This window comes from Streptomyces sp. NPDC093546 (assembly GCF_044765045.1).
Taxonomy (GTDB): Bacteria; Actinomycetota; Actinomycetes; order Streptomycetales; family Streptomycetaceae; genus Streptomyces.
This window is the reverse complement of sequence record NZ_JBIWJG010000003.1, coordinates 651,192-677,419: the sequence shown is the minus strand read 5'-3', so window position 1 is coordinate 677,419 and position 26,228 is coordinate 651,192. Positions and strand designations below refer to the sequence as shown.

Annotated in this window: 27 protein-coding genes; 17 read left to right on the top strand and 10 right to left on the bottom strand. The window is 72.8% G+C overall.

All coding sequences use genetic code 11. From position 1 onward, the window contains the following. Positions 1 to 226: 226 nt before the first annotated feature. Positions 227 to 832, top strand: coding sequence for a TetR/AcrR family transcriptional regulator (locus ACIRNI_RS09615; RefSeq protein WP_403549847.1), 606 nt, complete (start codon positions 227 to 229; stop codon positions 830 to 832). Positions 833 to 890: 58 nt separating this feature from the next. Here the strand turns inward: ACIRNI_RS09615 and ACIRNI_RS09610 are convergent, their stop codons facing one another. Next, positions 891 to 1,817 (bottom strand): DeoR/GlpR family DNA-binding transcription regulator, encoded by a 927-nt coding sequence (locus ACIRNI_RS09610; RefSeq protein ID WP_403549904.1) that lies wholly within the window; start codon positions 1,815 to 1,817, stop codon positions 891 to 893. A 224-nt stretch (positions 1,818 to 2,041) separates the two neighbouring features. Beyond that, positions 2,042 to 3,508 (bottom strand): NAD(P)H-quinone dehydrogenase, encoded by a 1,467-nt coding sequence (locus ACIRNI_RS09605; protein ID WP_355368299.1) that lies wholly within the window; start codon positions 3,506 to 3,508, stop codon positions 2,042 to 2,044. Between the two features lie 111 nt (positions 3,509 to 3,619). Here ACIRNI_RS09605 and ACIRNI_RS09600 point away from each other — a divergent pair, with 111 nt between their 5' ends. The 4 genes from ACIRNI_RS09600 to ACIRNI_RS09585 all read left to right on the top strand — a co-directional run bounded on the left by ACIRNI_RS09600 (position 3,620) and on the right by ACIRNI_RS09585 (position 8,236). After that, entirely contained in the window at positions 3,620 to 4,057 is a 438-nt protein-coding gene (locus tag ACIRNI_RS09600) for a gamma-glutamylcyclotransferase (protein ID WP_355368296.1), read from the top strand. A 198-nt stretch (positions 4,058 to 4,255) separates the two neighbouring features. Continuing rightward, positions 4,256 to 5,080, top strand: a complete 825-nt coding sequence (locus ACIRNI_RS09595; RefSeq protein WP_355368293.1) for a purine-nucleoside phosphorylase — start codon at positions 4,256 to 4,258, stop codon at positions 5,078 to 5,080. Positions 5,081 to 5,218: 138 nt separating this feature from the next. Then, a complete protein-coding gene (locus ACIRNI_RS09590; protein ID WP_403549844.1) occupies positions 5,219 to 6,868 on the top strand; it encodes a phospho-sugar mutase in 1,650 nt (549 codons plus the stop codon). Positions 6,869 to 7,015: 147 nt separating this feature from the next. Next, complete coding sequence (locus tag ACIRNI_RS09585) at positions 7,016 to 8,236, top strand: hypothetical protein (protein WP_403549842.1); 1,221 nt, start codon at positions 7,016 to 7,018, stop codon at positions 8,234 to 8,236. Positions 8,237 to 8,247: 11 nt separating this feature from the next. On the opposite strand, the gene ACIRNI_RS09580 is transcribed toward ACIRNI_RS09585, so the two are convergent. From ACIRNI_RS09580 to ACIRNI_RS09570, 3 genes are all read right to left on the bottom strand, one after another. After that, positions 8,248 to 8,853, bottom strand: coding sequence for a PH domain-containing protein (locus ACIRNI_RS09580; protein ID WP_403549840.1), 606 nt, complete (start codon positions 8,851 to 8,853; stop codon positions 8,248 to 8,250). A 30-nt stretch (positions 8,854 to 8,883) separates the two neighbouring features. Continuing rightward, on the bottom strand, positions 8,884 to 9,519 hold the full coding sequence (locus tag ACIRNI_RS09575; RefSeq protein ID WP_403549838.1) for a class F sortase: 636 nt from the start codon (positions 9,517 to 9,519) through the stop codon (positions 8,884 to 8,886). Positions 9,520 to 9,607: 88 nt separating this feature from the next. After that, positions 9,608 to 10,987, bottom strand: a complete 1,380-nt coding sequence (locus tag ACIRNI_RS09570) for a hypothetical protein (protein WP_403549836.1) — start codon at positions 10,985 to 10,987, stop codon at positions 9,608 to 9,610. Between the two features lie 260 nt (positions 10,988 to 11,247). Here ACIRNI_RS09570 and deoC point away from each other — a divergent pair, with 260 nt between their 5' ends. The 3 genes from deoC to ACIRNI_RS09555 are packed head-to-tail and all read left to right on the top strand — an operon-like array spanning position 11,248 to position 14,544. After that, positions 11,248 to 12,198, top strand: coding sequence for a deoxyribose-phosphate aldolase (gene deoC / locus ACIRNI_RS09565; RefSeq protein ID WP_403549902.1), 951 nt, complete (start codon positions 11,248 to 11,250; stop codon positions 12,196 to 12,198). A 5-nt stretch (positions 12,199 to 12,203) separates the two neighbouring features. Then, positions 12,204 to 13,637, top strand: coding sequence for an aldehyde dehydrogenase family protein (locus ACIRNI_RS09560; RefSeq protein WP_403549834.1), 1,434 nt, complete (start codon positions 12,204 to 12,206; stop codon positions 13,635 to 13,637). Then, complete coding sequence (locus ACIRNI_RS09555) at positions 13,630 to 14,544, top strand: aldehyde dehydrogenase family protein (RefSeq protein ID WP_403549832.1); 915 nt, start codon at positions 13,630 to 13,632, stop codon at positions 14,542 to 14,544. Before ACIRNI_RS09560 ends, ACIRNI_RS09555 begins: the two co-directional genes overlap by 8 nt. A 93-nt stretch (positions 14,545 to 14,637) precedes the next feature. Here the strand turns inward: ACIRNI_RS09555 and ACIRNI_RS09550 are convergent, their stop codons facing one another. Further along, positions 14,638 to 14,985 carry a hypothetical protein gene (locus ACIRNI_RS09550; RefSeq protein ID WP_403549830.1) on the bottom strand — a complete coding sequence of 116 codons (348 nt, stop codon included), beginning with the start codon at positions 14,983 to 14,985 and terminating at the stop codon, positions 14,638 to 14,640. Positions 14,986 to 15,051: 66 nt separating this feature from the next. On the opposite strand from ACIRNI_RS09550, the gene ACIRNI_RS09545 reads away from it, so the two are divergent. After that, positions 15,052 to 15,750 carry a uridine kinase gene (locus tag ACIRNI_RS09545; RefSeq protein ID WP_403549828.1) on the top strand — a complete coding sequence of 233 codons (699 nt, stop codon included), beginning with the start codon at positions 15,052 to 15,054 and terminating at the stop codon, positions 15,748 to 15,750. 162 nt (positions 15,751 to 15,912) lie between these two features. Here the strand turns inward: ACIRNI_RS09545 and ACIRNI_RS09540 are convergent, their stop codons facing one another. Next, positions 15,913 to 16,641: a SigE family RNA polymerase sigma factor gene (locus tag ACIRNI_RS09540; protein WP_403549826.1), complete on the bottom strand. Its 729-nt coding sequence runs from the start codon at positions 16,639 to 16,641 to the stop codon at positions 15,913 to 15,915. Positions 16,642 to 16,811: 170 nt separating this feature from the next. Here ACIRNI_RS09540 and afsQ1 point away from each other — a divergent pair, with 170 nt between their 5' ends. The 5 genes from afsQ1 (at position 16,812) to ACIRNI_RS09515 (ending at position 20,547) form a co-directional block, all read left to right on the top strand. After that, the gene (gene afsQ1, locus ACIRNI_RS09535; RefSeq protein ID WP_199819673.1) at positions 16,812 to 17,489 is read left to right on the top strand and encodes a two-component system response regulator AfsQ1; all 678 of its coding nucleotides are present in this window, start codon (positions 16,812 to 16,814) and stop codon (positions 17,487 to 17,489) included. 32 nt (positions 17,490 to 17,521) lie between these two features. After that, entirely contained in the window at positions 17,522 to 19,000 is a 1,479-nt protein-coding gene (locus ACIRNI_RS09530) for an ATP-binding protein (RefSeq protein WP_403549900.1), read from the top strand. Next, positions 18,987 to 19,640: a hypothetical protein gene (locus ACIRNI_RS09525; RefSeq protein WP_403549824.1), complete on the top strand. Its 654-nt coding sequence runs from the start codon at positions 18,987 to 18,989 to the stop codon at positions 19,638 to 19,640. The genes ACIRNI_RS09530 and ACIRNI_RS09525 overlap by 14 nt, the downstream gene beginning before the upstream one ends. A 71-nt stretch (positions 19,641 to 19,711) precedes the next feature. Beyond that, positions 19,712 to 20,269, top strand: a complete 558-nt coding sequence (locus ACIRNI_RS09520; protein ID WP_355366762.1) for a VanZ family protein — start codon at positions 19,712 to 19,714, stop codon at positions 20,267 to 20,269. A gap of 77 nt (positions 20,270 to 20,346) precedes the next feature. Next, positions 20,347 to 20,547 carry a PspC domain-containing protein gene (locus ACIRNI_RS09515; RefSeq protein WP_355366765.1) on the top strand — a complete coding sequence of 67 codons (201 nt, stop codon included), beginning with the start codon at positions 20,347 to 20,349 and terminating at the stop codon, positions 20,545 to 20,547. 81 nt (positions 20,548 to 20,628) lie between these two features. Here ACIRNI_RS09515 and ACIRNI_RS09510 read toward each other — a convergent pair whose 3' ends face one another. Both ACIRNI_RS09510 and ACIRNI_RS09505 read right to left on the bottom strand, forming a co-directional pair. Beyond that, positions 20,629 to 20,943, bottom strand: a complete 315-nt coding sequence (locus tag ACIRNI_RS09510; protein WP_403549821.1) for a hypothetical protein — start codon at positions 20,941 to 20,943, stop codon at positions 20,629 to 20,631. A gap of 146 nt (positions 20,944 to 21,089) precedes the next feature. Then, entirely contained in the window at positions 21,090 to 22,235 is a 1,146-nt protein-coding gene (locus ACIRNI_RS09505; RefSeq protein ID WP_403549819.1) for an adenosine deaminase, read from the bottom strand. Positions 22,236 to 22,345: 110 nt separating this feature from the next. Here ACIRNI_RS09505 and ACIRNI_RS09500 point away from each other — a divergent pair, with 110 nt between their 5' ends. After that, positions 22,346 to 23,128 carry an alpha/beta hydrolase gene (locus ACIRNI_RS09500; RefSeq protein WP_403549817.1) on the top strand — a complete coding sequence of 261 codons (783 nt, stop codon included), beginning with the start codon at positions 22,346 to 22,348 and terminating at the stop codon, positions 23,126 to 23,128. A gap of 3 nt (positions 23,129 to 23,131) precedes the next feature. On the opposite strand, the gene ACIRNI_RS09495 is transcribed toward ACIRNI_RS09500, so the two are convergent. Further along, a complete protein-coding gene (locus ACIRNI_RS09495; RefSeq protein ID WP_403549815.1) occupies positions 23,132 to 24,091 on the bottom strand; it encodes a LysR family transcriptional regulator in 960 nt (319 codons plus the stop codon). A 62-nt stretch (positions 24,092 to 24,153) separates the two neighbouring features. Here ACIRNI_RS09495 and ACIRNI_RS09490 point away from each other — a divergent pair, with 62 nt between their 5' ends. Further along, a complete protein-coding gene (locus ACIRNI_RS09490) occupies positions 24,154 to 25,443 on the top strand; it encodes an MFS transporter (RefSeq protein WP_403549813.1) in 1,290 nt (429 codons plus the stop codon). Positions 25,444 to 25,529: 86 nt separating this feature from the next. Beyond that, positions 25,530 to 26,180, top strand: coding sequence for a L,D-transpeptidase family protein (locus ACIRNI_RS09485; RefSeq protein ID WP_355366835.1), 651 nt, complete (start codon positions 25,530 to 25,532; stop codon positions 26,178 to 26,180). The last annotated feature ends 48 nt before the right edge of the window (positions 26,181 to 26,228 follow it).

The following is a 26,228-nucleotide window of genomic DNA, read 5'->3' as shown; positions in this document are numbered from 1 at the left end:
TCAACGCCCACCGCGCCGGCACCGTCAAGGGCCTGGCCGCCGAGGTCGGCGCCTCGATCACCTCCGGCGCCCCCATCTGCGAGATCAAGGACTGACGTCCGTACGGAGATGCCTGTGAAGGGGCCCGCCGGTTGCGACCGGCGGGCCCCTTCGTCATCCGGAGAGGGCCTCCGGCTGTGCGATGGCATGCTGGAGGCACACGGCGGAGCCAGGGAGGACGGGCGCCATGACGACCAGTACGGCAGCGGGCACGGCACCGGGTACGTCGCCGGGTTCGGCGCGCCCCATGCGGGCGGACGCGCGCCGTAACTACGAGCGGCTGCTGTCCGAGGCGCGCTCCGCCTTCGCCGAGCACGGCACCGACGCGTCGCTGGAGGACATCGCGCGCCGTGCGGGGGTGGGCATCGGCACGCTGTACCGGCACTTCCCGAACCGGCACGCGCTGATGGGCGCGGTCTTCCAGGAGGCGCTGGGCGCGCTGCTGGAGCGGTCGCGGCAGCTCGCCGACGCGGAGCAGCCGTGCGAGGCGCTGGTCACGTGGCTGCGCGCCATCGTCACGCACGCGGGCGAGTACCGCGGCCTGGCGAGCGCGCTCATGTCGGCGTCGCACGACCGGAGTTCGGCGCTGTCGGAGTGCAACGTACCGCTGCGCCAGGCGGGCGCCCGCCTCCTGGACCGGGCCGTGAGCAGCGGCGCCGTACGGGAGGGCGTCTCGATCGACGACCTCATGCAGCTGACGAACGCGATCGCCCTGGCGGCGGAGCAGTCCCCGGACGACCCGGAGCTGGCGGACCGCCTGCTGCGGCTGACGCTGCGCGGCCTGAAGGCGTAACGACTCGAAGGCGTAACGACTCGAAGGCGTAGCGACGAGCGGGCGCCCGTACGCGCGCTCAGCGGCGCCGCAGGTCCGCCACCCGGGCGCCGCGCTCCGCGGCGCGGTCGTCCGCCGACAGGGAGGCGGCCGAGCGCAGGGGGCCACCCGGGTGCCGGGCGCCGCGCTGGCCCGGGAGGGGCACCTCCCGGCGCGGTGGGCGGCCCGGCGGGGAGGCCTCCGAGGAGGCTCCGGAGGGACCGGCGCTCGCGACCGTGAGCTGGACGCCCTGGTCCGCGAGGGCCTGGAGCTCCGTGGCGGCGCGCTCGTCGTGGGCGGGCGGCTCGTCGGTGACCAGCCGTGTGATCACGTCCGTCGGCACGGTCTGGAACATGGTGTCCGTGCCGAGCTTCGTGTGGTCGGCCAGCACCACGACCTCCGCCGCCGCCTGCACCAGCGCCCGGTCGACGCTCGCGGACAGCATGTTGGACGTGGACAGGCCCCGCTCGGCGGTCAGGCCGCTCCCGGACAGGAACGCCCGTGACACCCTGAGCCCCTGGAGGGACTGCTCGGCCCCGCTGCCCACCAGCGCGTAGTTGGAGCCGCGCAGGGTGCCGCCGGTCATGACGACCTCCACGCGGTTGGCGTGCGCGAGCGCCTGCGCCACCAGCAGGGAGTTGGTGACGACGGTGAGCCCGGGGACGCGGGCGAGCCGGCGGGCCAGCTCCTGCGTGGTCGTCCCGGCGCCGACGACGATGGCCTCGCCCTCTTCGACGAGGGCCGCGGCGGCATCGGCGATGGCCGTCTTCTCCGCGGTCGCGAGATGGGATTTCTGCGGGAAGCCGGACTCTCGCGTAAAACCGCCCGGCAGTACCGCACCGCCGTGCCGGCGGTCGAGGAGTCCTTCGGCCTCGAGGGCCCGCACGTCACGCCGTACGGTCACTTCGGAGGTCTGGACGACGCGGGCGAGCTCACGGAGCGAAACCGCCCCGTTGGCGCGCACCATTTCGAGGATCAACTGGCGACGTTCTGCAGCGAACACGAAACTGACAGTAACCCCAGCACGCGGGTGTTTGCAGCCGTATGCACCGAATACGAGAAGTTGCGAACAGACGGGGCCGCCAAGTGGTATGGGCGGCCCCGTCCGTGTACGTACGAAGATCGGCCTCGACCGGTCGATGTCCCGACTTGCCGGGGGTTGCCGGGTGTTGTCCCGGTGGCCGGGAGGCGTTACGCCTCGGCGGTCGTCTTCCGGGTGTGCAACTGCCGTGCCACCTCGGCGATCGAGCCCGACAGCGACGGGTACACGGTGAAAGCGTTTGCGATCTGTTCGACGGTCAGGTTGTTGTCGACCGCGATCGAGATCGGGTGGATCAGCTCGCTGGCGCGCGGGGCGACGACCACGCCGCCGACCACGATGCCCGTGCCCGGGCGGCAGAAGATCTTGACGAAGCCGTCCCGGATGCCCTGCATCTTGGCGCGCGGGTTGCGCAGCAGCGGCAGCTTGACCACCCGGGCGTCGATCTTCCCGGCGTCGACGTCGGCCTGGGTGTAACCGACCGTGGCGATCTCGGGGTCGGTGAAGACGTTCGCGGAGACGGTCTTGAGGTTGAGCGGGGTCACCGCGTCGCCGAGGAAGTGGTACATCGCGATGCGGCCCTGCATGGCGGCGACCGAGGCGAGGGCGAAGACGCCGGTGACGTCACCGGCGGCGTAGACGCCGGGCGCCGAGGTGCGCGAGACCCGGTCGGTCCAGATGTGGCCGGACTCCCTGAGCCGTACGCCGGCCTCCTCCAGGCCCATCCCCTCGGTGTTGGGGACGGCGCCGACCGCCATCAGGCAGTGGGTGCCGGAGATGACCCGGCCGTCGGCGAGGGTGACCTCGACGCGGTCGCCGACCCGCTTGGCGGAGGCGGCGCGGGAGCGGGCCATCACGTTCATGCCGCGGCGCCGGAAGACGTCCTCCAGGACGGCGGCGGCGTCCGGGTCCTCGCCCGGCAGCACCCGGTCACGGGACGAGACGAGCGTGACGCGCGAGCCGAGCGCCTGGTAGGCGCCCGCGAACTCGGCGCCGGTGACACCGGAACCGACCACGATGAGCTCCTCGGGGAGCTCGGTGAGGTCGTACACCTGCGTCCAGTTGAGGATCCGCTCGCCGTCGGGCAGGGCGTCGGGGATCTCGCGCGGGTGGCCGCCGGTGGCGATCAGGACCGCGTCGGCGGTGAGGGTCTCCTCGCTGCCGTCGGCGGCGGTGACGATCACCTGGCGGGAGCCGTCCACGGCCTGCCGGCCGTCGAGCCGGCCGCGGCCGCGCAGCACCCGGGCACCGGCCCGCGTCACCGAGGCGGTGATGTCGTGGGACTGGGCGAGGGCGAGCCGCTTGACGCGGCGGTTGACCTTGCCGAGGTCCACGCCGACGATGCGAGCGGGCTGGTCGACGTGCGGGGTGTCGTCCGCGACGATGATGCCGAGCTCCTCGTGCGAGGAGTCGAAGGTGGTCATCACCTCGGCCGTGGCGATGAGGGTCTTCGAGGGTACGCAGTCGGTCAGGACGGACGCTCCGCCGAGGCCGTCGCAGTCCACGACGGTCACCTCCGCGCCGAGCTGGGCGGCCACCAGGGCCGCCTCGTATCCGCCGGGTCCGCCACCGATGATCACGATCCGGGTCACTGGGGTTACGCCTCGCGCTCTCGTCACGGCAGGGATGGAGTACGTAGCCCATTGTCCCGCACCGCTCGAGGACCTTCCCGCCGGGCCCCCTCCAGACGGAACAGCCGCCGCCCGGGCCGCTCCCGTACCCTCGGACCCATGTCGCTCTACGCCGCGTACGCCGGCAACCTCGACGCGCGGCTCATGACCCGCCGCGCCCCGCACTCCCCGCTGCGCGGCACGGGCTGGCTCAACGGCTGGCGGCTGACCTTCGGCGGCGAGCAGATGGGCTGGGAGGGCGCGCTCGCCACGATCGTCGAGGCGCCGCGCTCGCAGGTCTTCGTCGCGCTGTACGACATCGCCCCGATGGACGAGGACTCCATGGACCGCTGGGAGGGTGTCGGGCTGGACATCTACCGGCGCATGCGGGTGCGGGTGCACACGCTGGACGGCGAGGAGCCGGCCTGGATCTACGTCCTGAACGGCTACGAGGGCGGTCTGCCGTCCGCGCGCTACCTGGGCGAGATCGCGGACGCCGCGGAGTCGGCGGGCGCGCCCCACGACTACGTGATGGAGCTGCGCAAGCGCCCCTGCTGAGGCGCCGCCGGGCCTACTCTCCGGTACTTGTCGGAAACGACAAGGCAACGATCCGAGCTCCGTGGGCATCGTCATCTACGCGCGTAGGCAATCTCGGGCTACGCTCTTGTCCGTACGTGTTTTTCCGGGGCCCGCCCCCGGCCCCCGGCTCCGCGCAGCGGTCCGGGGCGACTGTTACTTCGCGAGGCGAGAGACTCTGTGAACGCAACTGCCACCCCGGACCACCTCCAGGGCGACCCCTACGCCGCCGCCGCCGACGCCGCCGCGCGCCTGCGCGAGCTGACCGGCGCCGAGACCCACGACGTCGCCCTCGTGATGGGCTCCGGCTGGGCGCCGGCCGTCGACGCGCTCGGCGCCCCCGAGGCCGAGTTCCCGGTCACGGAGCTCCCCGGCTTCCCGCCGCCGGCCGTCGAGGGCCACGGCGGCCGCATCCGCTCGTACCGCATCGGCGACAAGCGGGCGCTGCTCTTCCTGGGCCGTACGCACTTCTACGAGGGCCGCGGCGTGGCCGCCGTCGCCCACGGTGTGCGCACCGCCGTCGCCGCCGGCTGCAAGACGGTCGTCCTGACCAACGGCTGCGGCGGTCTGCGCGAGGGCATGCGCCCCGGCCAGCCGGTCCTGATCAGCGACCACATCAACCTCACGGCCACCTCGCCGATCGTGGGCGCCAACTTCGTGGACCTGACCGACCTGTACTCGCCGCGCCTGCGCGCGCTGTGCAAGGAGGTCGACCCGACGCTGGAGGAGGGCGTGTACGTCCAGTTCCCCGGCCCGCACTACGAGACCCCGGCCGAGATCAACATGGTCCGCGTGATGGGCGGCGACCTCGTCGGCATGTCCACGGTCCTGGAGGCCATCGCGGCCCGCGAGGCGGGCGCCGAGGTGCTCGGCATCTCCCTCGTCACCAATCTGGCCGCGGGCCTTTCGGGTGAGCCGCTCAACCACGAGGAGGTCCTCCAGGCGGGCCGCGACTCGGCCGCCCGCATGGGCGAGCTGCTCACGCGGGTCCTGGACCGGATCTAGTCCCTCCACGCCCGGACAGACGGGCGACGCGGCCCCGGAGCCTCGGTGCTCCGGGGCCGCGCCCCTGCTCCGCCGCGGCGGGCGCGGGGTACCCGTAACGCACCTACATCCGTACGACTCCCAGAGAGGCAGACCACCGTGCAGCAGAACCTCATCGCGCAGGCGGAGGCATGGCTGGCCGAGGACCCGGACAGCGAGACCCGCGACGAGCTGGCCAAGCTCATCGAGGCCGGGGACCTCGACGCGCTCGCGGAGCGGTTCGGCGGCACGCTGCAGTTCGGGACGGCCGGGCTGCGCGGGGAGCTGGGCGCCGGGCCCATGCGGATGAACCGGTCCGTGGTGATCCGGGCCGCCGCCGGTCTCGCCGCGTACCTGAAGGGCAAGGGCCAGGACGGCGGCCTGGTCGTGATCGGGTACGACGCGCGCTACAAGTCGGCCGACTTCGCGCGGGACACCGCCGCCGTGATGACCGGCGCGGGGCTGCGCGCCGCCGTGCTGCCGCGGCCGCTGCCGACGCCCGTCCTGGCGTACGCCATAAGGCACCTCGGCGCGGTCGCCGGTGTCGAGGTGACCGCGAGCCACAACCCGCCGCGCGACAACGGCTACAAGGTGTACCTGGGCGACGGCTCCCAGATCGTGCCGCCCGCCGACGCCGAGATCGCCGCCGAGATCGCGGCCATCGCGAGCCTCCACGACGTACCGCGCCCGGAGTCCGGCTGGGAAACCCTCGGGGACGAGGTCCTGGAGGCCTACCTGGCGCGTACGGACGCCGTCCTGACCCCTGGGTCCCCCCGGACCGCGAACGTCGTCTACACGGCCATGCACGGCGTCGGCAAGGACGTCGTCCTGGCCGCCTGGGAGCGGGCCGGCTTCCCCGCGCCCGTGCTCGTCGAGGAGCAGGCCGAGCCCGACCCGGCCTTCCCGACCGTCGCTTTCCCGAACCCCGAGGAGCCGGGCGCGATGGACCTGGCCTTCGCGAAGGCGCGCGCGGCCGGCCCCGACATCGTCATCGCCAACGACCCCGACGCCGACCGCTGCGCCGTCGCCGTCCCCGACGCCTCCGCCGCCGGCGGCTGGCGGATGCTCCACGGCGACCAGGTCGGCGCGCTGCTCGCCGCCCACCTCGTCCGCAAGGGCGCCCGGGGCACCTTCGCCGAGTCGATCGTGTCGTCGTCGCTGCTGGGCCGGATCGCCGATGCGGCCGGGCTGCCGTACGAGGAGACGCTGACCGGCTTCAAGTGGATCGCGCGCGTCGAGGGCCTGGCGTACGGCTACGAGGAGGCCCTCGGCTACTGCGTCGACCCCGAGGGCGTGCGCGACAAGGACGGCATCACGGCGGCGCTGCTCGTCGCCGAGCTGGCCTCGGTCCTCAAGGAGCAGGGCCGTACGCTCACGGACCTGCTGGACGACCTGGCCGTCGCGCACGGCCTGCACGCCACGGACCAGCTGTCGGTGCGCGTGGAGGACCTGAGCATCATCGCGAACGCCATGCGCCGCCTGCGCGAGCAGCCGCCCACCGCGCTCGCCGGGCTGACGGTGACCTCCACCGAGGACCTGAACAAGGGCAGCGCCGCGCTGCCGCCCACGGACGGCCTGCGCTACTACCTGGAGGGTGCCTTCAAGGCGCGCGTGATCGTGCGCCCGTCCGGCACCGAGCCGAAGCTGAAGTGCTACCTGGAGGTCGTCGTCCCGGTCGCCGACGCGAGCGAGCTGGCCGACGCGCGCGCCAAGGCCGGCGACGTGCTGGGCGCGCTGAAGCGGGACCTGGCGGCCGCCGCAGGCATCTGACCGGCACCCGAGTCGTCCACCCCGGGAGGGCCCGTACGGAGAGCTTCGCCGAGCTCTGTCGCACGGGCCCTCTTGCGAGTGATTCTCGTACGGCAGGTGACGCACGGCTCCGATACGCGCCCCGGGCGGCCGAGCAGGGTGACCCCCATGCGCAGCCGAGCCCCTGGGAGCCCCACCGTGCCGCCGTCGGCGATCACCGCCCGCCCGACCGTCCCCGCGTCCCGGCGGCCCCCGTCCCCGGCGGCCGTACGCGTCCGGGAGCGGACCGCCCGGTCCCTCCGGTACGCCGCGCCCGCGCTGGTCGGCTATCTGACGGTGCGGCTCTTCGGGCTGCTCGTCCTGGCCCGCTGGGCCCATCTGAAGGGGCACGGCGTCTGGCCGACGCTCGCCACCTCCTGGGACTCCAACTGGTACCTGGGCATCGCCGACCACGGCTACCAGGACTCCCTCGGCACCACGTACAACTCCAACAACCTGGCGTTCTTCCCCCTCTACCCGGTGCTGATCAAGGCGGTCGCGGGCGTCACGCCCGGCTCGCGCGCGTCGGTGGGGCTGGTGCTCGCGGTCGGCTTCTCGCTGGTCGCGGCGTGGGGGGTGTTCGCCGTCGGTGCCCATCTGCACGGGCGCCGCGCCGGCACCGCCCTCGCCGTGCTGTGGGGCGCCGCGCCCGTCGCGGTCGTCCAGTGGATGGGGTACACGGAGTCGCTGTTCACGGCGCTCGCCGCGTGGGCGCTGTACGCCGTCCTGACCGGGCGCTGGTACGCGGCGGGCGCCCTCGCCGTGCTGGCGGGGCTGACGCGCCCCACCGGGATCGCGGTGGCGGCTGCGGTGACCGTGACCGGCCTGCTCGCGGCGGCGCGCACCCGGCGAGCGGCGCCGCTCGCCGCCGCGTGCGCGGCCCCGCTGGGCTGGCTCGGTTACGTGGCCTGGGTCGGCGCCCGGATCGGCCGCTGGGACGGGTACTTCGCGGTGCAGCGGCTGTGGCGCAACGCGTGGGACGGCGGCGCCGGCACCCTGCGCGAGCTGCGGCACCTCCTCGCGTACGACCGGAACCCGCAGCTCTTCCTGGTCGCCGTCTCGGCGGTCCTGGTGCTGTCGGCGGCGGCGTACGTGCTGTGCCTGGCGGAGCGGCAGCCGCTCGCGCTGCTGGTCTTCAGCGGGGTGCTGCTGCTGGTGGTGCTGGGCAGCGGCGGTGTCTATTTCCCGCGGGCCCGCTTCCTGGTGCCCGGTTTCCCGCTGCTGCTGCCGCTCGCGCTGGCGGTGTGCCGGGCGCGGCGGGTGGTGGCGGGGCTGGTGCTGGGCGGGGCGGTGCTGACGTCGGCGTGGCTGGGCGCGTACATGCTGCTGGTGTGGCCGGGTCCGCCGTGACAGGCGGCCCGTTACGCGGTGGTGGTGAGGACCACCAGCAGCACCAGGCCCGCGAGCGAGGTCGCGATGATCTCGTACGCCCACCGCACGCGCGGTTCGCCCTGCGCGGTGGGCCGTGACGCACCCTGCTCGGCCAGCTGGCGCAGCTCGGCGATGCTCCGGTCGGCGCCCATGGTGCCGGCGAGGGGGTCCGGGGAGGCGCCGGACTTCGCCGCCGCGCGGTCCTGGAAGCGGGCGGCGCGCTTCCGCTCCCGCAGGGAGACGGGTATCGACCAGAGCTGGTACTTGGCCCCGCTCTTGGTGATGACCTCGCTGGAGTACCCGGCGCGCACGGTGGAGACCGCCGCCCAGGGCAGCTCGATCGTGCGGAACGGGTTGCGCACGGTCATCCGGTCGTGGTTGGCGCGCACGACCGGCCGGAAGGTGAAGGCCGCGATGAGCGGCACGACGAGGAGCAGCGCCGCGAGCGCGACCCAGCGGGCCCGCCCTTCGCCGCGGATGAGCGCGTCACCGCCGATCCAGGCGGCGAAGGCGAGCAACAGGAGGCCGCCCACGATGGCCAGGGGCGAGCGGTAGGACCGGTCGGCGGCGGGCTCGGGCTGCTGGGGGCTCGTCATGCGGCCGATTCTGCCTCACCCCGCTCGGGCTCACGCGATGAGATCGGCGTACAGGATGATGTTGTCGGGGCGGTGGCCGTCGACCAGGTCGCCGCCGCAGGTGATCAGGCGCAGCTCGGGACGGGCGGTGTCGCCGTACACCTTGGTGGTCGGGAACGCCTTCTTGTCGACCTGCTCCAGTTCCCGCACCCGGAAGACGGCGGTGGTGCCGTCGGCGCGCTGGACGCTGATCTCGTCGCCCGTGCGCACCTTGGCGACGTCCTTGAGCACGGCGGGGCCCTTCTCGGTGTCGAAGTGGCCGATCAGCACGGCCGGTCCGGTCTCACCGGGCGTCACACCCTTGTCGTACCAGCCGATCTTGTCGGCGTCGGCGACGGAGGGGACCTCGACGGTGCCGTCGGCGGCGAGACCGAGGTCGAGTACGGGCCCGGTGTCGACGCCCGCCGCGGGCACGCGCACCCGTACCGGCTTGGACCGCGCCAGGGGGGTGGCCTGCTTGCCCTGTACGGCCGCCGGGGCGGCGGTGGCCGGCTCGATGTGGGCCGGCGGGGTGCCCGCCTTGCCGGGGCCGTCCGCCGCGGACGCACCGCAGCCGGCGAGGGCGGCCGGGGCGGCGAGGGCGAGCAGCGCGGCGGCGATGCGGCGGGGGACGGCGACGGCGGGCATGGGCGGGCTCCAGGGGACGGCGGACGGTGGTACAGGGCCGGGCGGGCCGCCGCGGGGTGCGGCGGCCCGCCCGGTGGGGGTGGGGAGGTCAGGCGCGGGTGCCGGCGCCGACGCGGCGGCGCATGGCGACGAAACCGAGCCCGGCGGCGGTGACGGCGGCGGCGCCCGCACCGGCGACGACGAGGAGGTGGTCGCCCTCCTCCACTTCGGCACCGGCGGCGACGCCGCCCTTGGGCACGATGGTGGTCTGGGTGGTGGCGGTGGTCTGCCGCGTGGACGCCGTGCCGGTGGTGCCGCCCTGCGGCGTGGCGCCGCCCGTGGTGGAACCCTTGCCGACGAAGACGGGCGCGCCCTGCTTGTCGCCCTCGAGGTGGTAGGCCGCGATGCCGCCGTCCTGCTCCAGGACGACGACGGAGGCGCCGTGGAAGAACACGCGGCGGGCCTCGCCGTTGGTGTAGGTGAAGCCACGGCCCTTGCCGTTCTCGACGAGCTGGAGGCCGTACGCGCCGTCCTTCTTGCCGAGCTCCAGGACGGTGCCGTCGGCGAGCTTGTACTGGCCGAGCTTGCCGCCGGTGGTGAGGTTGCCGACCCAGTGGTGGGTGGTGCCGTCCGGGTTGAGGACGAGGAAGCTGCCGTTGTTGTTGCCGGCGGCCGAACGGGCGTTGGCGTCGATGACGCCGATGGAGTGGCCCTTCACGAAGGACTCGGCGCGGTGGTGCGCGGCGGCGACCTTGTAGATCTTGACCAGGGTGCCGTCGGAGAGGGTCTCGTCGCGGACGAAGGTGCCCTTGGCGGCGTCGCCCTTGCCCTCGTCGTCCTTTCCGTCCTCTCCCTTGCCGCCCTCGTCGAGCCGGCGCCACGTGAGGGTGCCGTCCGCCTTCAGGGTCACCTCGACGCCGTCGAAGACCTTCTTGTCCTGCGGCATGAGGGAGTCCGCCGTGCCTGCCTTCAGCGCGCCCGTCAGGTCGGCACCCTTGAGGATCTCGGCGGCGTAGACCTCCGCGCCGACCCGGTAGACGTGGGCCACCATCTCCTTGGGGAGGACGTGGGTCTTGATCAGCTCGCCCTGCGCGCCCGGCGTGGTCAGGTAGGTCATCAGGTGGCCGTCCGGGCTCAGCTCGACACCGACACTGCCGAACCGGCCCCGGACGACCTTGTCGCCGCTGGTGAGGCTGCCACGGAGCTCGCCGCCCTCGAAGAAGTCGACGATGAACCGGCCGGCGCCGTTCTTGTAGACCTCGGCGACCAGGCCGCCGACGAGCTTCTCGGTCCGCACGTGCTCGCGGTCGCCGGTCTTGGTGTCGCCGGTCTTGGTGTCGCCGGTCTTCGTGTCGCCGGTCTTCGTGTCGGCGGCCGGGGCCGGCGCGGTGCCGTCCGCCGCGAAGGCGGCACCGGCGGTGACGACCGGAGTGAGGGCGACACCGGCGAGGACGGTGGTGGCAAGGGCGGTGCGAAGGGCGGAACGCATAACGACTCCTGTGAACAGGTCGGTTTCGGGTGGAAGAGCCGCATGCCTGCCTTGCCTCGTCGGTGTGGCCGTTGAGTGTGGGGCGGGGCTGCACGAACAAAGTTATGGATCTTGTGTGGGGGAGGTGTCCGCTCCATGTCACAGGCATGTGACAGCCCTCACGCCCTCGTCGTCCACCCCGTCCACCAGGGGTTTTCCACAGGCCCGCGTGCGGGGGCTGTACAGGCCGCTACGCGCGTAGATATGCTCCAGTGGTGACCATGCCCACCACCCTCTCCGCATTCGCTGACGTGACCGCGTCCGACAGCACACTGCGCCGCTTCCTCCACGGGCTGCCCGGTGTGGACCCCGTCGGCCTCGAAGCGCGCGCCGCGTCACTCGGTACCCGTTCGATCAAGACCACGGCCAAGGCGTACGCCATCGACCTGGCCATCTCGATGATCGACCTGACGACGCTCGAAGGCGCGGACACCCCGGGCAAGGTCCGGGCGCTCGCCGCCAAGGCCGTCAATCCCGACCCGACCGACCGCACCAGCCCGCGCACCGCCGCGGTGTGCGTGTACCCCGACATGGTGGCCACCGCCAAGGCCGCCCTGACCGGCACGGACGTCAAGGTCGCCTCCGTCGCCACCGCCTTCCCGGCCGGCCGCGCCGCCCTCGACGTCAAGCTCGCGGACACCCGTGACGCCATCGAGGCCGGGGCGGACGAGATCGACATGGTGATCGACCGCGGCGCGTTCCTCGCGGGCGACTACCTGAAGGTGTACGAGGAGATCCGGGCCGTGAAGGAGGCCTGCGGCGAGCGGGCGCGCCTGAAGGTCATCTTCGAGACCGGCGAGCTGTCGACGTACGACAACATCCGCCGCGCCTCCTGGCTCGGCATGATCGCCGGGGCCGACTTCATCAAGACCTCGACGGGCAAGGTGGGCGTCAACGCCACCCCCGCCAACACGCTGCTCATGCTGGAGGCGGTGCGCGACTTCCGCGCGCAGACCGGGGTGCAGGTCGGGGTGAAGCCCGCGGGCGGCATCCGCACCACCAAGGACGCCATCAAGTTCCTGGTCCTGGTCAACGAGACCGTGGGCGAGGACTGGCTGGACAACCACTGGTTCCGGTTCGGCGCCTCGAGCCTGCTCAATGACCTGCTGATGCAGCGTCAGAAGCTGGCCACCGGACGTTACTCCGGCCCCGACTACGTGACGGTGGACTGATCACCATGACCAAGTTCGAGTACGCACCCGCACCCGAGTCCCGCTCGGTCGTCGACATCGCGCCGTCCTACGGCCTGTTCATCGACGGCGAGTTCACCGAGGCCGCGGACGGCAAGGTCTTCAAGACGATCTCGCCCTCCTCCGAGGAGGTCCTCTCCGAGGTCGCCCAGGCCGGGGCCGAGGACGTCGACCGGGCCGTGAAGGCCGCCCGCAAGGCGTTCGAGAAGTGGTCGGCGCTGCCGGGCGCCGAGCGCGCCAAGTACCTCTTCCGCATCGCCCGGATCATCCAGGAGCGCAGCCGTGAGCTCGCCGTCCTGGAGACCCTGGACAACGGCAAGCCGATCAAGGAGACCCGCGACGCGGACCTCCCGCTGGTCGCCGCGCACTTCTTCTACTACGCGGGCTGGGCCGACAAGCTCGACCACGCCGGCTACGGGGCCAACCCGCGCCCGCTGGGCGTGGCCGGCCAGGTCATCCCGTGGAACTTCCCGCTGCTGATGCTCGCGTGGAAGATCGCCCCGGCGCTCGCCACGGGCAACACCGTGGTGCTCAAGCCCGCCGAGACCACCCCGCTCTCCGCGCTCTTCTTCGCGGACATCTGCCGCCAGGCGGGCCTGCCCAAGGGTGTCGTCAACATCCTCCCGGGTTACGGGGACGCCGGCGCCGCGCTCGTCGAGCACCCGGACGTCAACAAGGTCGCCTTCACCGGCTCCACCGCCGTCGGCAAGGCCATCGCCCGCCAGGTCGCCGGCACGAAGAAGAAGCTCACCCTGGAGCTGGGCGGCAAGGGCGCCAACATCGTCTTCGACGACGCGCCCATCGACCAGGCCGTCGAGGGCATCGTCACCGGCATCTTCTTCAACCAGGGCCAGGTCTGCTGCGCGGGCTCCCGCCTCCTCGTCCAGGAGTCCATCCAGGACGAGCTGCTGGACGCCCTCAAGCGCCGGCTGTCCACGCTGCGCCTCGGCGACCCGCTGGACAAGAACACCGACATCGGCGCGATCAACTCCGCCGAGCAGCTGGCCCGCATCACGGCCCTCGCCGAGACCGGCGAGGCGGAGGGCGCCGAGCGCTGGTCCCCCGCCTGCGAGCTCCCGTCGCACGGCTACTGGTTCGCACCGACGCTCTTCACCAACGTCACGCAGGCGCACACCATCGCCCGCGACGAGATCTTCGGCCCGGTCCTGTCGGTGCTGACCTTCCGCACGCCCGACGAGGCGGTCTCGAAGGCCAACAACAGCCAGTACGGCCTGTCCGCCGGCATCTGGACGGAGAAGGGCTCCCGCATCCTCGCGGTGGCGAACAAGCTCCGCGCGGGCGTCGTCTGGGCCAACACGTTCAACAAGTTCGACCCGACCTCGCCCTTCGGCGGCTACAAGGAGTCGGGCTTCGGCCGCGAGGGCGGCCGCCACGGCCTGGAGGCGTACCTCGATGTCTGACAAGACCGACCAGAACCAGAACCGTCTGAGCGTCTTCAAGACCTACAAGCTGTACGTCGGGGGCAAGTTCCCCCGCAGCGAGAGCGGCCGGGTGTACGAAGTGCAGGACCACAAGGGCAAGTGGCTGGCGAACGCGCCGCTCTCCTCCCGCAAGGACGCGCGGGACGCGGTCGTGGCGGCGCGCAAGGCGTTCGGCGGCTGGTCCGGCGCCACGGCGTACAACCGCGGCCAGATCCTCTACCGCGTCGCCGAGATGCTGGAGGGCCGCAAGGGCCAGTTCGTCCGCGAGGTCGCGCAGGCCGAGGGCCTGTCCAAGTCGCAGGCGGCGGAGGTCGTCGAGGCGGCCGTGGACCGCTGGGTCTGGTACGCGGGCTGGACGGACAAGATCGCGCAGGTCGTGGGCGGGGCGAACCCGGTCGCGGGCCCGTTCTTCAACCTGTCGACGCCCGAGCCGACGGGCGTGGTAGCGGTCGTCGCGCCCCAGGAGTCGTCCTTCCTGGGCCTGGTGTCGGTGATCGCGCCGGTCATCGCCACCGGCAACACGGCGGTCGTCATCGCCTCCGAGAAGGCCCCGCTGCCCGCTCTGTCGCTGGGCGAGGTGCTGGCCACCTCGGACCTGCCGGGCGGTGTCGTCAACGTCCTGTCGGGCCGTACGGCCGAGATCGCCGGGCCGCTCGCCGCGCACCAGGACGTCAACGCCCTCGACCTGACGGGCGCGGACGCGGAGCTGGCGCGCGAGCTGGAGATCGCCGCCGCGGACAACCTCAAGCGGGTGCTGCGCCCCGAGGCCGTGGACGGCGAGGACTTCACGGCCGACCCGGGCACGCGCCGCCTGACCGCCTTCCTGGAGACCAAGACGGTCTGGCACCCCACGGGTTCGCTGGGCGCCTCGGGCTCCTCGTACTGACGGTCCCCCTGGGCGAACGGCCCCGCCTCCCCTCCGTCCGGGGGAGCGCGGGGCCGTTCTCGTACGACGTACGCGTACGGGGCCGGGGCCGGTCTAGCCGGGCAGCGCGCCGCCCACCACCGGGCCGACCACCGGCAGGTTGGGAGCGCTGGTCAACGAGCCCGTCACGCTGGTGGTGTTCACCGGCTGGAAGTCGCCCACCTGCGTACCGACACCGTTGTTGAGCGGATCGACACCGGTCTGGGCGAGCGGGTTGATCTTCAGGTGCTTGGCGGCGCCCACCACGTGCGGGGCGGCCGCCTGCACCCCCTGCATCGCCGCCGCCGTGTCGAGCTCGCCCACCGGGGTCGGGACCGCGTGCGCGGTGCCCCCCGCGGCACCGAGCGCGGCACCGAGGGCGGAGAGGGTCAGTCCGGCCTTGAGAAGGGTGTGACGTGCCATGGGGAGGGCTCCTGCCGCGTGCGTGTCGAGCGCGATCGGTCGACCACGGAGCGTATGCGAGATGTGATGCTCGATACCAACGGGTGCCCGGCGGGGTCCCCCGCACGGGTGCATGCCTCAGACTGGTGTCCCGTGAGTTCCCATCCCCTTCAGGCCCGCGTCATGCTGCTCGCGGGACCGTCCGGCTCCGGCAAGTCCTCCCTCGCGGCCCAGACCGGTCTTCCGGTGCTGCGCCTCGACGACTTCTACAAGGAGGGCGACGACCCGACGCTCCCGCTCGTTCCGGGCAGCCCCGACATCGACTGGGACTCCCCGCTGTCCTGGGACGCGGACGCCGCGGTGGCGGGGATCGTGGAGCTGTGCGCCACCGGCCGTACGGCCGTCCCGGTGTACGACATCGCCACCAGCGCGCGGGTCGACCGCGAGGTGCTCGACATCGGGCACGCACCGCTGTTCGTGGCCGAGGGGATCTTCGCGGCGGACATCGTGGCGCGCTGCCGGGAGCTCGGCGTCCTGGCCGACGCGCTGTGCCTGCGCGGCCGCCCGTCCACGACGTTCCGCCGCCGGCTGCTGCGCGACCTGCGCGAGGGCCGCAAGTCGGTGCCGTTCCTGCTGCGCAGGGGCTGGCGCCTGATGCGCGCCGAGCGCTCCATCGTGGCCCGCCAGACCGCCCTGGGCGCCCACCCCTGCGACAAGCCCGAGGCCCTCGTACGCCTCACCGCCGCGGCGGCGGACCGGGACCGTACGCCCTCGGCGACGGCGTAGGCCCCGCGCGGCACGGGAACGCGCGTGGGGCCGGAAAGGGCTTCCGCCCCGTCCGGCCCCACGCTCCCCCGTGTCCCCCGTTTCCCCCCTGTTGCGGGCACCCCCGTACCCATGAACCCGCCGCGGCCTCCCCCGAGGCCGCGCGGCGGGCCCCCCGTTCCCTCAGGCCACGAGCTGGCCGAAGGACTCCTCCTGGTCACGACCGAAGCTGAGGACGTCGTCCTCGCGCAGCCGGCGCAGGGAGCGCCAGATGCTCGACTTGACCGTGCCGACGCTGATGTCGAGGATCTCCGCGATCTCCGGGTCCGTGCGGCCCTCGTAGTACCGAAGGACCAGCATGGTGCGCTGCAGTTCGGGCAGCCGGGCGAGCGCCTGCCAGAGCACCGCGCGCAGTTCCGTGCCGCGCATCGCGTCGCTGTCGCCGGCGGACTCGGGCAGCTCCTCCGTCGGGTACTCGTCGATCTTCCGCCGCCGCCAGGCGCTGATGTGCAGGTTCGTCATGGTGCGACGCAGGTAGCCGCCGATCGCCGCCTTGTCACTGATGCGGTCCCAGGCGCGGTACGTCGAGAACAGCGCGCTCTGGAGCAGGTCCTCGGCCTCGAAACGGTCACCGGTGAGGTGGTAGGCCGTGGCGTACAGGGAGGCGCGGCGTTCGCGTACGTAGGCGGTGAACTCCGCTTCCGTACGGCTCGACCGCTCCCCCGTGGCCTCCCTGTACGCCCCTCCCCCGTCAGGCACGGCCGCCATGTACGGCGACTTGTGCTGACGTCCGGTGCCGCGAACGCACCCCCGCCCGTTCACGGCGCCGGACTTCTCCGTGCTCCGCGTGACGTCGTGGAGACGCGTGACAACTGCGTTCGAGGTGGTGCCGGTGCTGAGCACTGCGTTCATCTCACGCCCCCCGTCGGTTGGAGTCTGTTTCGGTCCGGTGCGAAGAAGCTTGCCCGGGCGACTTCATGGCGGTGTCCGCCGACTGTCACAGACCTGTCACAGCGGCCGGTGGCCGGCCGCGGGGCGGCGGACGGTCGAACTGCCCCTCCACCATGGGACAGAATGACGGCGTGCCTTTCCTGTTGCTGATCGAGGACGACGACGCCATCCGCACGGCCCTCGAACTCTCGCTGTCACGCCAGGGCCACAAAGTGGCCACCGCGGCGACGGGCGAGGACGGCCTGAAACTGCTGCGCGAGCAGCGGCCGGATCTGATCGTGCTGGATGTGATGCTGCCGGGCATCGACGGTTTCGAGGTGTGCCGGCGGATCCGGCGCACCGACCAGCTGCCGATCATCCTGCTGACCGCGCGCAGCGACGACATCGACGTCGTCGTGGGCCTGGAGTCCGGTGCGGACGACTACGTCGTCAAGCCGGTGCAGGGCCGCGTGCTGGACGCCCGTATCCGGGCGGTGCTGCGGCGCGGGGAGCGCGAGTCGACGGACTCGGCGACGTTCGGGGCGCTGGTGATCGACCGGTCGGCGATGACCGTGACGAAGAACGGCGAGGACCTCCAGCTCACGCCGACCGAGCTGCGACTGCTGCTGGAGCTGAGCCGCCGGCCGGGCCAGGCGCTGTCGCGCCAGCAGCTGCTGCGGCTGGTGTGGGAGCACGACTACCTGGGCGACTCGCGGCTGGTGGACGCGTGTGTGCAGCGGCTGCGGGCGAAGGTCGAGGACGTGCCGTCGTCGCCGACGCTGATCCGCACGGTGCGTGGTGTGGGCTACCGGCTGGACGTACCTTCGTGAGACCGCTTCGCTGGACGAGCCTGCGGCTGCGCATGGTCGTCGTCTTCGCGCTCGTCGCGCTGACCGCCGCCGTGTCGGCGTCCGGCATCGCGTACTGGCTGAACCGCGAGGCCGTGCTGACGCGTACGCAGAACTCGGCGCTGAACGACTTCCGCCAGGAGATGCAGAACCGGGCCGCGTCGCTGCCACTGCGGCCGACCGAGGAGGAGCTGCGGCGCACCGCCGAGGAGATGTCGTCCAACGGCGTCGGGTACGGCGTGGTGCTGCTGGCCGAGCGGGACGCGGGCAAGCCGATCGTCGGGGTCTCCGACCCGGACCGGTTCACGCTGGACGACGTACCTCAGGCGCTGCGGGCGGCGGTGGACGAGCAGCACGAGGTCAACGACGGCAACCCGTACGCGTACCACCTGTTCTGGCAGCGCACGACGCGCGGCCAGACGCCCTACCTGGTGGGCGGTACGCGGATCGTGGGCGGCGGGCCGACCGGGTACATGTTCAAGTCCCTCGACCCGGAGCGGCAGGACCTCAACTCGCTGGCCTGGTCGCTGGGCATCGCCACGCTGCTGGCGCTGCTGGGTTCGGCGCTGCTGGCGCAGGCCGCCGCCACGACCGTGCTGAAGCCGGTGCACCGGCTCGGGGAGGCGGCTCGGCGGCTCGGCGAGGGCAAGCTGGACACGCGGCTGCGGGTGTCGGGCACGGACGAACTGGCGGAGCTGTCGCGGACGTTCAACGCGGCCGCCGAAAGCCTCCAGAAGAAGGTCGCGGACATGAGCGCGCGGGAGGAGTCGAGCCGCCGCTTCGTCGCGGACATGTCGCACGAGCTGCGGACGCCGATGACCGCGCTGACCGCCGTGACCGAGGTCCTGGAGGAGGAGCAGGAGAGCCTCGACCCGATGATCGCGCCGGCCGTGGCCCTGGTGGTCAGCGAGACGCGGCGGCTCAACACGCTGGTCGAGAACCTGATGGAGGTCACCCGCTTCGACGCCGGTACGGCCCGGCTCGTGCTCGACGACGTGGACGTGGCCGACCAGGTCACCGCCTGCATCGACACGCGCGCGTGGCTGGACGCGGTCGAGCTGGACGCCGAGCGCGGCCTCATGGCGCGGCTCGACCCGCGCCGCCTGGACGTGATCCTCGCGAACCTCATCGGCAACGCCCTCAAGCACGGCGGCTCGCCGGTGCGGGTGGCGGTGCGGACGGAGGGCGACGACCTGCTCATCGAGGTGCGCGACCACGGCCCCGGCATCCCCGAGGACGTCCTGCCGCACGTCTTCGACCGGTTCTACAAGGCGAGCGCCTCCCGGCCGCGCTCCGAGGGCAGCGGCCTCGGCCTGTCGATCGCGATGGAGAACGCGCTGATCCACGGCGGGGACATCACGGCGGCGAACTCTCCCGACGGCGACGGCGCGGTGTTCGTGCTGCGGCTGCCGCGCGGCGCGTCGCGGACCCTCACCGGCGAGGACGAACAGCAGAAGGGCGACGGGCATGGCGGCGGGCATGGGGACGCGTAGGACGACGCGTACGCGGCGGTGGCGGCGGGGCGCGGGCGCGCTCGCGGGTGTCGCCGCGGTCGCCGCCCTCGCCGCCGGCTGCGGGATCCGGCCGACGGTCCCGGTCGACGCGGGCGCCGCGCCGTCGCGGATGCCGTGCACCCTTTCGGACGAGGACCGGACCGAGGCGGGGGCCGGCGGCGCGGCCCAGGGTCGGCAGGGCCTGCCCGTGACGGTGTACCTGGTGTGCGCGTCCGGCCTGGAGCCGGTGCGGCGCACGATCGAGGAGGCGCCCGTCGTGAAGGGCCGCGACAGCCGCGTGGCGGTGGCCGGCGCCCTGCTGGGCCAGTTGTCGGTGGAGCCGCCGGCGAGCGAGCGCCAGGCGGGCTTCGTCACGTACGTGGAGCCGCCGCTGAGCGTCTCGGCGGGCCGCGAGGGCGATCCGGCGCGAGCGCTGCGGCTGAGCCGGCAGCCCGACGACCTGCCGCCGGCGGCGCTGTCGCAGCTGGTGTGCACGTACGCGGGGAACGCCGCGACGACCGCCGGGGGCGGGAGTGTCGTACTGGGCGGCCCCGGGGACCGTCCGGCGCGGCGGTACGCCTGTACGGAGGCGGTCAAGGAGCGCCCGGAGTCGGTGGCGCCGACGGCGGAGGCCTCCTGATCCCGTTCCCGGCCTCGTCCGGGTCCGGGGTGTGCGGAACCGATCCTGCCGGTGAGCGCGTCTTGGGGGGCGTGCAGCGTCAAGGTTCGGGCGGCAGTGCCGCCATCCGGTTCCGCATCGGCTTCCGCGCGGCGGGGTTCGTCCTGCTTCTCGCGCATCTGGTGCTGGTGGGATGGCTGACGCTCCGGCCGCTGGACGTGATGTGGGTGAACGCCGACAACCTCGAACCGCTCGCGGGCATCAAGGCGGACCTGGCGCTGGGGCCCGCCGAGGCCGCGCGCCGGATCGCCGAGGGGCTGCTGCTCCTCGCGCCGCTGGGGGTGCTGCTGCCGGTGGCGGGCGGGCGGCTGGACGTCTCGCCGTGGGCCTCGCTGGCCCGTACGGTCGCGGCGGGCGCGCTGGTGTCGCTCGCCATCGAGCTGCTGCAGACCGTGGTGCCGGGGCGCGTGGTGGACGTGGACGCGCTGCTGCTGAACACCGCGGGGGTGGCGCTCGCGCATCTGGCCGTGGTGCCGGCCGCGCGGGCGCGGCTGCGGCGGGGGGCGCGCCGGGGGCGGCGGCCGGTCCGCCGGGAGGAGACCTCTCAGGGTGCGACCCCGACGATTCCCAGGGTCGGGATCGCCCCGTAGTCCGACGTTTTGCCCCCCTTGGGCGGGTGAGGATGGAGGCAAGGACGATGACTCACCCCGTCACCAAGGAGCCCACCATGGCCGCACTTGTCCGCCCCCGCCACGGCCGCATGATCGGCGGAGTGTGCGCAGCGCTGGCCCGGCGCTTCGGCATGTCCGCGACGACGATGCGCGTGATCTTCGTCGTGTCGTGCCTGCTGCCCGGGCCGCAGTTCCTGCTGTACCTGGCGCTGTGGATACTGCTGCCGTCGGAGAAGGCCGCCAAGCCGGCCTGGTGATCCGGTCCCGGCATGCCGCAGGCGTGGAAAAGGGGGCGCGCAACCACACGGTTGCGCGCCCCCTTTGCCGTACGCGGCCTCTCAGAGACCGGCGGCCGGCAGGCTGCCGCCGACGGGCAGGCTGTGGAGGAGGCTGGTGACCACGGCCGGGTCGACGGGCAGGCCCTGGACGGCGTGGGTGAGGCCCTGCGCGGTGCCGAGCGCCTCGGTGGTCTGGCCGGGGAGCTGCTCGATGGCGGCACCCGCGAGAGGCATGGCGACCGGCAGCACCCTGTTCGTGGCTTCGAGGCCGGCGGTGGCGGGGCTGACGACCGCGGAGGCGCTTCCGGCGGCGGTAGCGGCGAAAGCGGCACCGAGAGCGGCGACACCGAGGGTCTTGGCGGCGGAGTGCTTCATCGAAAAATGTCCTCGGGAATTCGGGGGAGGATGAGCGGCTCTGCAAGCTAGTCAGGCAACGGCGATCTCCGCAAACACCGGAAACGGCCGGGTCGCCCGTTTCCCGACCGCACCCCGACCGCTTCCGGCACCGCTCAAGAGGCCGCTCAGGGCATGGAACCGCTGGTCGCGGCGGTCTGCGTGAACAGCCATTCGGACTTGAGCTCGGCATAACCGGGCTTGATCACATCGTTGATCATGGCCAGGCGTTCGTCGAAAGGAATGAATGCTGATTTCATCGCATTGACTGTGAACCACTGCATGTCGTCGAGCGTGTAGCCGAACGTCTCGACCAGCCGCTCGAATTCCCGGCTCATGCTGGTGCCCGACATCAGGCGGTTGTCGGTGTTGACGGTCACCCGGAAGTGCAGCCGGCGCAGCAGCCCGATGGGGTGCTCGGCGTACGAGGCGGCGGCGCCCGTCTGGAGGTTGGACGTCGGGCACATCTCCAGCGGGATGCGCTTGTCGCGTACGTACGCGGCGAGCCGGCCCAGCACCACGGTGCCGTCGTCGGCGACCTCGATGTCGTCGATGATCCGCACACCGTGGCCGAGGCGGTCGGCGCCGCACCACTGGAGCGCCTGCCAGATGGACGGCAGGCCGAACGCCTCGCCGGCGTGGATGGTGAAGTGGTTGTTCTCGCGCTTGAGGTACTCGAAGGCGTCGAGGTGGCGGGTGGGCGGGTAGCCCGCCTCGGCGCCCGCGATGTCGAAGCCGACGACGCCGCGGTCGCGGTAGCGGTTGGCCAGCTCGGCGATCTCCAGGGCGCGGGCGGCGTGCCGCATCGCGGTCAGCAGGGCGCCGACGCGGATGCGGTGCCCGGCCGCGCGGGCGCGCTGCTCGCCGAGGCGGAAGCCCTCGTTGACGGCCTCGACGACCTGTTCGAGGGTCAGGCCCTTCTCCAGGTGCTGCTCGGGCGCGTACCGCACCTCGGCGTAGACGACGCCGTCCGCGGCGAGGTCCTCGGCGCACTCGGCGGCGACGCGGACGAGTGCCTCGCGGGTCTGCATGACGGCGCACGTGTGCGCGAAGGTCTCCAGGTAGCGCTCCAGGGAGCCGGAGTCGGCGGCTTCGCGGAACCAGACGCCGAGCCTGTCGGCGTCGGTCTCGGGAAGCGCGCCGTACCCGGCGTCCCGGGCCAGTTCGACGACGGTGCCGGGCCTCAGTCCACCGTCGAGGTGGTCGTGGAGCAGCACCTTGGGCGCGCGACGGATCTGGTCGGTGGTCGGGAGGTTGGGGATGGAGCTCGTCATTTTCGAACTCTAGCCCCTACGCGCGTAGAGAGCGGGTTGTTTCGCGTCGATACCCAACAGTGACCCCACGGACGGATGGAGTACATCTCGACTTCTGAGACTGTTCCGCCATGGTGAACCACGCACTCGTAGGAACAGGCGGCGCGCGGGCTCCCCGGCTGGGCCGGGCCGTCGGGGTCGGGGCTCCGGCGGTGGGGGGCGTGGTGCTGCTCCTGCCGGACGGCGCGCCCGCGTCCGGGCGCGGGCCCTCGGCGCTGGCGCACGCGGCGTGTCTGCCGCTGGCACGGCGGCTGGTGCGCGAGGGGCGCGCGGAGGGGCTGGTGGCGCACGTGGTGCGCTACCGGGGGCGCGGGTGGAACGGTGCCGACGCGCGGCTCGCGGCGGATGCCTCGTGGGCGGTGTCGGAGGTGGTGCGGCGGTACGGCGACGTGCCGGTCTGTCTGGCCGGGCACGGCATGGGCGGCCGGGCGGCGCTGCGTGCGGCGGGGCACGCGGCCGTCAACTCCGTGCTGGCGCTGGCGCCGTGGCTCCCGGAGGAGGACGTGGCGGCCAGCCCCGAGCCGGTGAAGCAGCTCGCGGGCCGGCACGTGGTGATCGTGCACGGCACGAACGACGCGCGCACCGACCCCGAGTTGTCGTACCGCCTCGCGGAGCGCGCGAAGAAGGCCAACCGCGACACGTGCCGCTTCGAGGTCCACTCGGACGGCCACGCCCTGCGGGAGCACCGCGGCGAAGTCCTCGCGCTCGCGGCGGACTTCGTCCTGGGGGCACTGTTCTCGCGTCCGTACTCCCGCCCGGTCGCCGACGCGCTGGCGGCCCCGCCGCCGCTGGGGCTGCGGATGCCGCTGGCGTCCGGCTTCGGGCGGGCGCTGCTGCGGCGAGACGCCCCCTAGGGGTCAGCCAGGTTCGTTGAGGAGCCGGCCGCGCCGCGAGAGCAGGAAGCGTTTGAAGGCCGCCACCGGCGGGGTGTCCGGGTGGCCGTCGAGCCAGGCGACGCCGATCTCGCGGGCCGCGCGCGGGGCCGTCACCGTCAGTTCGACGACGCCGGGGCGCGGGACCGCCGGGGGCGGGAGGAGGGCGACGCCGAGACCGGCCGCGACCAGGCCGCGCAGGGTCTCGGCCTCCTCGCCCTCGAACGCGACGCGCGGGGTGAAGCCCGCTTCGGTGCAGAGCGCGTCGGTGATGCGGCGCAGGCCGTAGCCGGGCTCCAGGGTGACGAAGGTTTCGTCGGCGGCCTCGGCGAGCCGGACGCGCTTGCGGGCGGCCAGGCGGTGGTCGTCGGGGACGACGAGCCGCAGGCGCTGCTCGTCGAGGCGGCGGGCGACCAGGTCCGGGGCGTCGGGGACCGGGGAGGTCAGGCACAGGTCCAACTCCCCGGAGCGCAGGCGCTCGATCATCGCCTCGCCGTAGTTCTGGACGAGCGTGAACCGCACCTTGGGGTGGTCCACGCGGAAGGCGCGGATCAGCTCGGGCACGGTCTCCGAGCCCATGGTGTGCAGGAACCCGAAGGCGACCCGCCCGGCGGAAGGGTCCGCGTCGGCGCGTACGGCGTCGGCGGCGCGCTCCACCTCGGCCAGCGCGCGCTCGGCGGAGGCGAGGAAGGTCCGCCCGGCGGGGGTCAGCGAGACGGTGCGGCCCTTGCGGGCGAACAGGGCCACGCCCAGGTCCTCTTCGAGGCGGACCACGGCCCGGGACAACGTCGACTGCGGGACGCCGAGTTCGTGCGCGGCGCGCGTCACGTGCTCGTGGCGGGCGACCGCCGCGAAGTACGCGAGGCGCGGCGCGAGCAGCAGCCCCATGTCTTCTTCGTTACTGTTCGGTGACAGCCACTCCCGTGAGCTGTATTGATGCGCCATGGGAACGATTAAAGCCGTTCCATGCATTGGACGCATGAAACAGGTGTGCCTACCGTCGACGTATGCCTTCCGCCAGTACCAAGGCGGCCGCCACCGACGCGGTCGCCGACACTCGCCTTGCCCCCGGCCGCCCCGGTTACCGCCGGATGAGCTTCGCGCTCTTCGCCGCCGGAGTCGCCGCCTTCGCCCTCCTCTACTCGACCCAGGCCCTGCTGCCGGCCGTCTCCGCCGACTTCGGCGTGAGCGCCTCGGCGGCCAGCTGGACCGTCTCCGCCGCGACCGGCGCGCTCGCGCTGTGCGTGCTGCCGCTGAGCGCCCTGTCGGAGCGGTTCGGGCGCCGCAGCCTGATGACGGCCTCCCTCGCGGTCGCGGTCGCCGTCGGCCTCCTCGTACCGTTCGCGCCGGACCTGTCCTGGCTGGTGGCGCTGCGCGCCGTGCAGGGCGCCGCGCTCGCGGGGCTGCCCGCGTCGGCGATGGCGTACCTGGCGGAGGAGGTGCGGCCCAAGGCGCTGGTCGCCGCGATCGGCCTGTTCGTGGCGGGCAACTCCATCGGCGGCATGAGCGGCCGGATCGTCACCGGCTGGGCGGCCCAGCTGTGGGGCTGGCGTGCCGCGCTCGGCGCGGTCGGCGTGATGGCGCTGGTGTGCGCGGTGGTGTTCCGGCTGATGCTGCCGAAGGCGCGCCACTTCGCGCCGGGGTCGCTGCGCCCGCGCGCGCTGGCCGCAGCCGTGCGCACCCATCTGTCGGACCCGCTGCTGATGCGCCTGTACGCGATCGGCGCCCTGTTCATGACGGTCTTCGGCGCGGTGTACACGGTGATCGGCTACCGGCTGGTCGAGGCGCCGTTCTCGCTCCCGCAGGGCGTGATCGGCTCGATCTTCCTCGTCTACCTGGTCGGTACGGTCTCGTCGGCCGCGGCCGGCAAGCTCGTGGGACGGCTGGGGCGGCGCGGGGCGCTGTACCTGGCGGTGACCACGACCGCGGCGGGCCTGCTGCTGTCCCTGTCGGACGCGCTGGCCGCCGTCCTGGCCGGACTGGTCCTGATCACGGCGGGCTTCTTCGCGGGCCACGCGGTCGCCTCCTCCTCCGTGAGCCGTACGGCGAAGACGGGCCGCGCGCAGGCGTCGGCGCTCTACCAGTCGGCGTACTACCTGGGCAGCAGCGCGGGCGGCACGCTCGGCGCGGTCGCCTTCCACTCGGGCGGCTGGGCGGGCACGGTCCTGCTGGGACTGGTCGCCGTCCTCGGTGTCGTGTCCATCACCCTGTACGGCACGCACAGCGCACGCGTACAGGAGCGCGAATCGCGGCGTACGTACAACCACGCGGCTTCCCGGAGCGTCCTACGGGCATAACAACCGCACCGAACCGGAGGGGGTTGGTGTACGTGGGTGGGACACGCATACGCAGAGGGGCGGGGGTCGCTCTCGGACTCACGGGACTGGTCGTGCCGTTGACGGTCGCACTGGGCGCCGCTCCCGCCCAGGCGGCCGCGTCCTGTACGACGCAGACGGGGCCGTACCAGACGCGGGTGGAGAGGTTCCTCGGAAGGCCGGTGGACGGCAAGCAGTCGCCGGCCGACTGCAAGGCCATCCAGTCGTTCCAGAAGGCGCACGGGATCACGCCGTCGATGGGGTACGCCGGGCCCCTGACGTGGCAGACGATGAACACGATGCTGGCGCAGCGGGCGGCCGGCAAGACGCCCAACAAGGCGGGCCTGTGCCCGACCAACAAGGGCCGGATCGCGTGCGTGGACCTCACGCGGCAGCTGAGCTGGATCCAGGACGGCGCGAAGCTGACGTACGGTCCGGTGCCGGTGCGCACGGGGCGGGACGGCGCGGAGACGCGGACCGGCGCGAAGCGGGTCTACCACCGCAACGTCAAGCACTGGTCGACCATCTACAAGGTGTGGATGCCGTACGCGCAGTTCTTCGACGGCGGGCAGGCGTTCCACTCGGTCACCAAGTCCATGTACAACCCGCCGGGTTCGGGCGGCTGCGTCAACCTGCGGCCGGCGGACGCGAAGGCGTACTGGAACCTGCTGCGCAACGGGGACGACGTGTACGTCTACGGGCGCAAGCCGGGAACCTGACCCCGGGTGTCAGTGCCCTGCTGTAGCTTCCGTTGGTGAGGCAAGGGG

Coding starts and splice junctions, on each gene's coding strand:
- ACIRNI_RS09585 (WP_403549842.1), top strand. CDS start 7,016: ATGCGCAGCCGAGCCCCTGGGAGCCCCACCGTGCCGCCGTCGGCGATC.
- ACIRNI_RS09560 (WP_403549834.1), top strand. CDS start 12,204: ATGACCAAGTTCGAGTACGCACCCGCACCCGAGTCCCGCTCGGTCGTC.
- ACIRNI_RS09515 (WP_355366765.1), top strand. CDS start 20,347: ATGGCCGCACTTGTCCGCCCCCGCCACGGCCGCATGATCGGCGGAGTG.
- ACIRNI_RS09490 (WP_403549813.1), top strand. CDS start 24,154: ATGCCTTCCGCCAGTACCAAGGCGGCCGCCACCGACGCGGTCGCCGAC.
- ACIRNI_RS09610 (WP_403549904.1), bottom strand. CDS start 1,817: ATGGTGCGCGCCAACGGGGCGGTTTCGCTCCGTGAGCTCGCCCGCGTC.
- ACIRNI_RS09555 (WP_403549832.1), top strand. CDS start 13,630: ATGTCTGACAAGACCGACCAGAACCAGAACCGTCTGAGCGTCTTCAAG.
- ACIRNI_RS09575 (WP_403549838.1), bottom strand. CDS start 9,519: ATGCCCGCCGTCGCCGTCCCCCGCCGCATCGCCGCCGCGCTGCTCGCC.
- ACIRNI_RS09510 (WP_403549821.1), bottom strand. CDS start 20,943: ATGAAGCACTCCGCCGCCAAGACCCTCGGTGTCGCCGCTCTCGGTGCC.
- ACIRNI_RS09545 (WP_403549828.1), top strand. CDS start 15,052: ATGCTCGATACCAACGGGTGCCCGGCGGGGTCCCCCGCACGGGTGCAT.
- ACIRNI_RS09580 (WP_403549840.1), bottom strand. CDS start 8,853: ATGACGAGCCCCCAGCAGCCCGAGCCCGCCGCCGACCGGTCCTACCGC.
- ACIRNI_RS09540 (WP_403549826.1), bottom strand. CDS start 16,641: ATGAACGCAGTGCTCAGCACCGGCACCACCTCGAACGCAGTTGTCACG.
- ACIRNI_RS09505 (WP_403549819.1), bottom strand. CDS start 22,235: ATGACGAGCTCCATCCCCAACCTCCCGACCACCGACCAGATCCGTCGC.
- ACIRNI_RS09530 (WP_403549900.1), top strand. CDS start 17,522: ATGGTCGTCGTCTTCGCGCTCGTCGCGCTGACCGCCGCCGTGTCGGCG.
- ACIRNI_RS09550 (WP_403549830.1), bottom strand. CDS start 14,985: ATGGCACGTCACACCCTTCTCAAGGCCGGACTGACCCTCTCCGCCCTC.
- ACIRNI_RS09600 (WP_355368296.1), top strand. CDS start 3,620: ATGTCGCTCTACGCCGCGTACGCCGGCAACCTCGACGCGCGGCTCATG.
- deoC (WP_403549902.1), top strand. CDS start 11,248: ATGCCCACCACCCTCTCCGCATTCGCTGACGTGACCGCGTCCGACAGC.
- ACIRNI_RS09615 (WP_403549847.1), top strand. CDS start 227: ATGACGACCAGTACGGCAGCGGGCACGGCACCGGGTACGTCGCCGGGT.
- ACIRNI_RS09500 (WP_403549817.1), top strand. CDS start 22,346: ATGGTGAACCACGCACTCGTAGGAACAGGCGGCGCGCGGGCTCCCCGG.
- ACIRNI_RS09525 (WP_403549824.1), top strand. CDS start 18,987: ATGGGGACGCGTAGGACGACGCGTACGCGGCGGTGGCGGCGGGGCGCG.
- ACIRNI_RS09495 (WP_403549815.1), bottom strand. CDS start 24,091: ATGGCGCATCAATACAGCTCACGGGAGTGGCTGTCACCGAACAGTAAC.
- ACIRNI_RS09570 (WP_403549836.1), bottom strand. CDS start 10,987: ATGCGTTCCGCCCTTCGCACCGCCCTTGCCACCACCGTCCTCGCCGGT.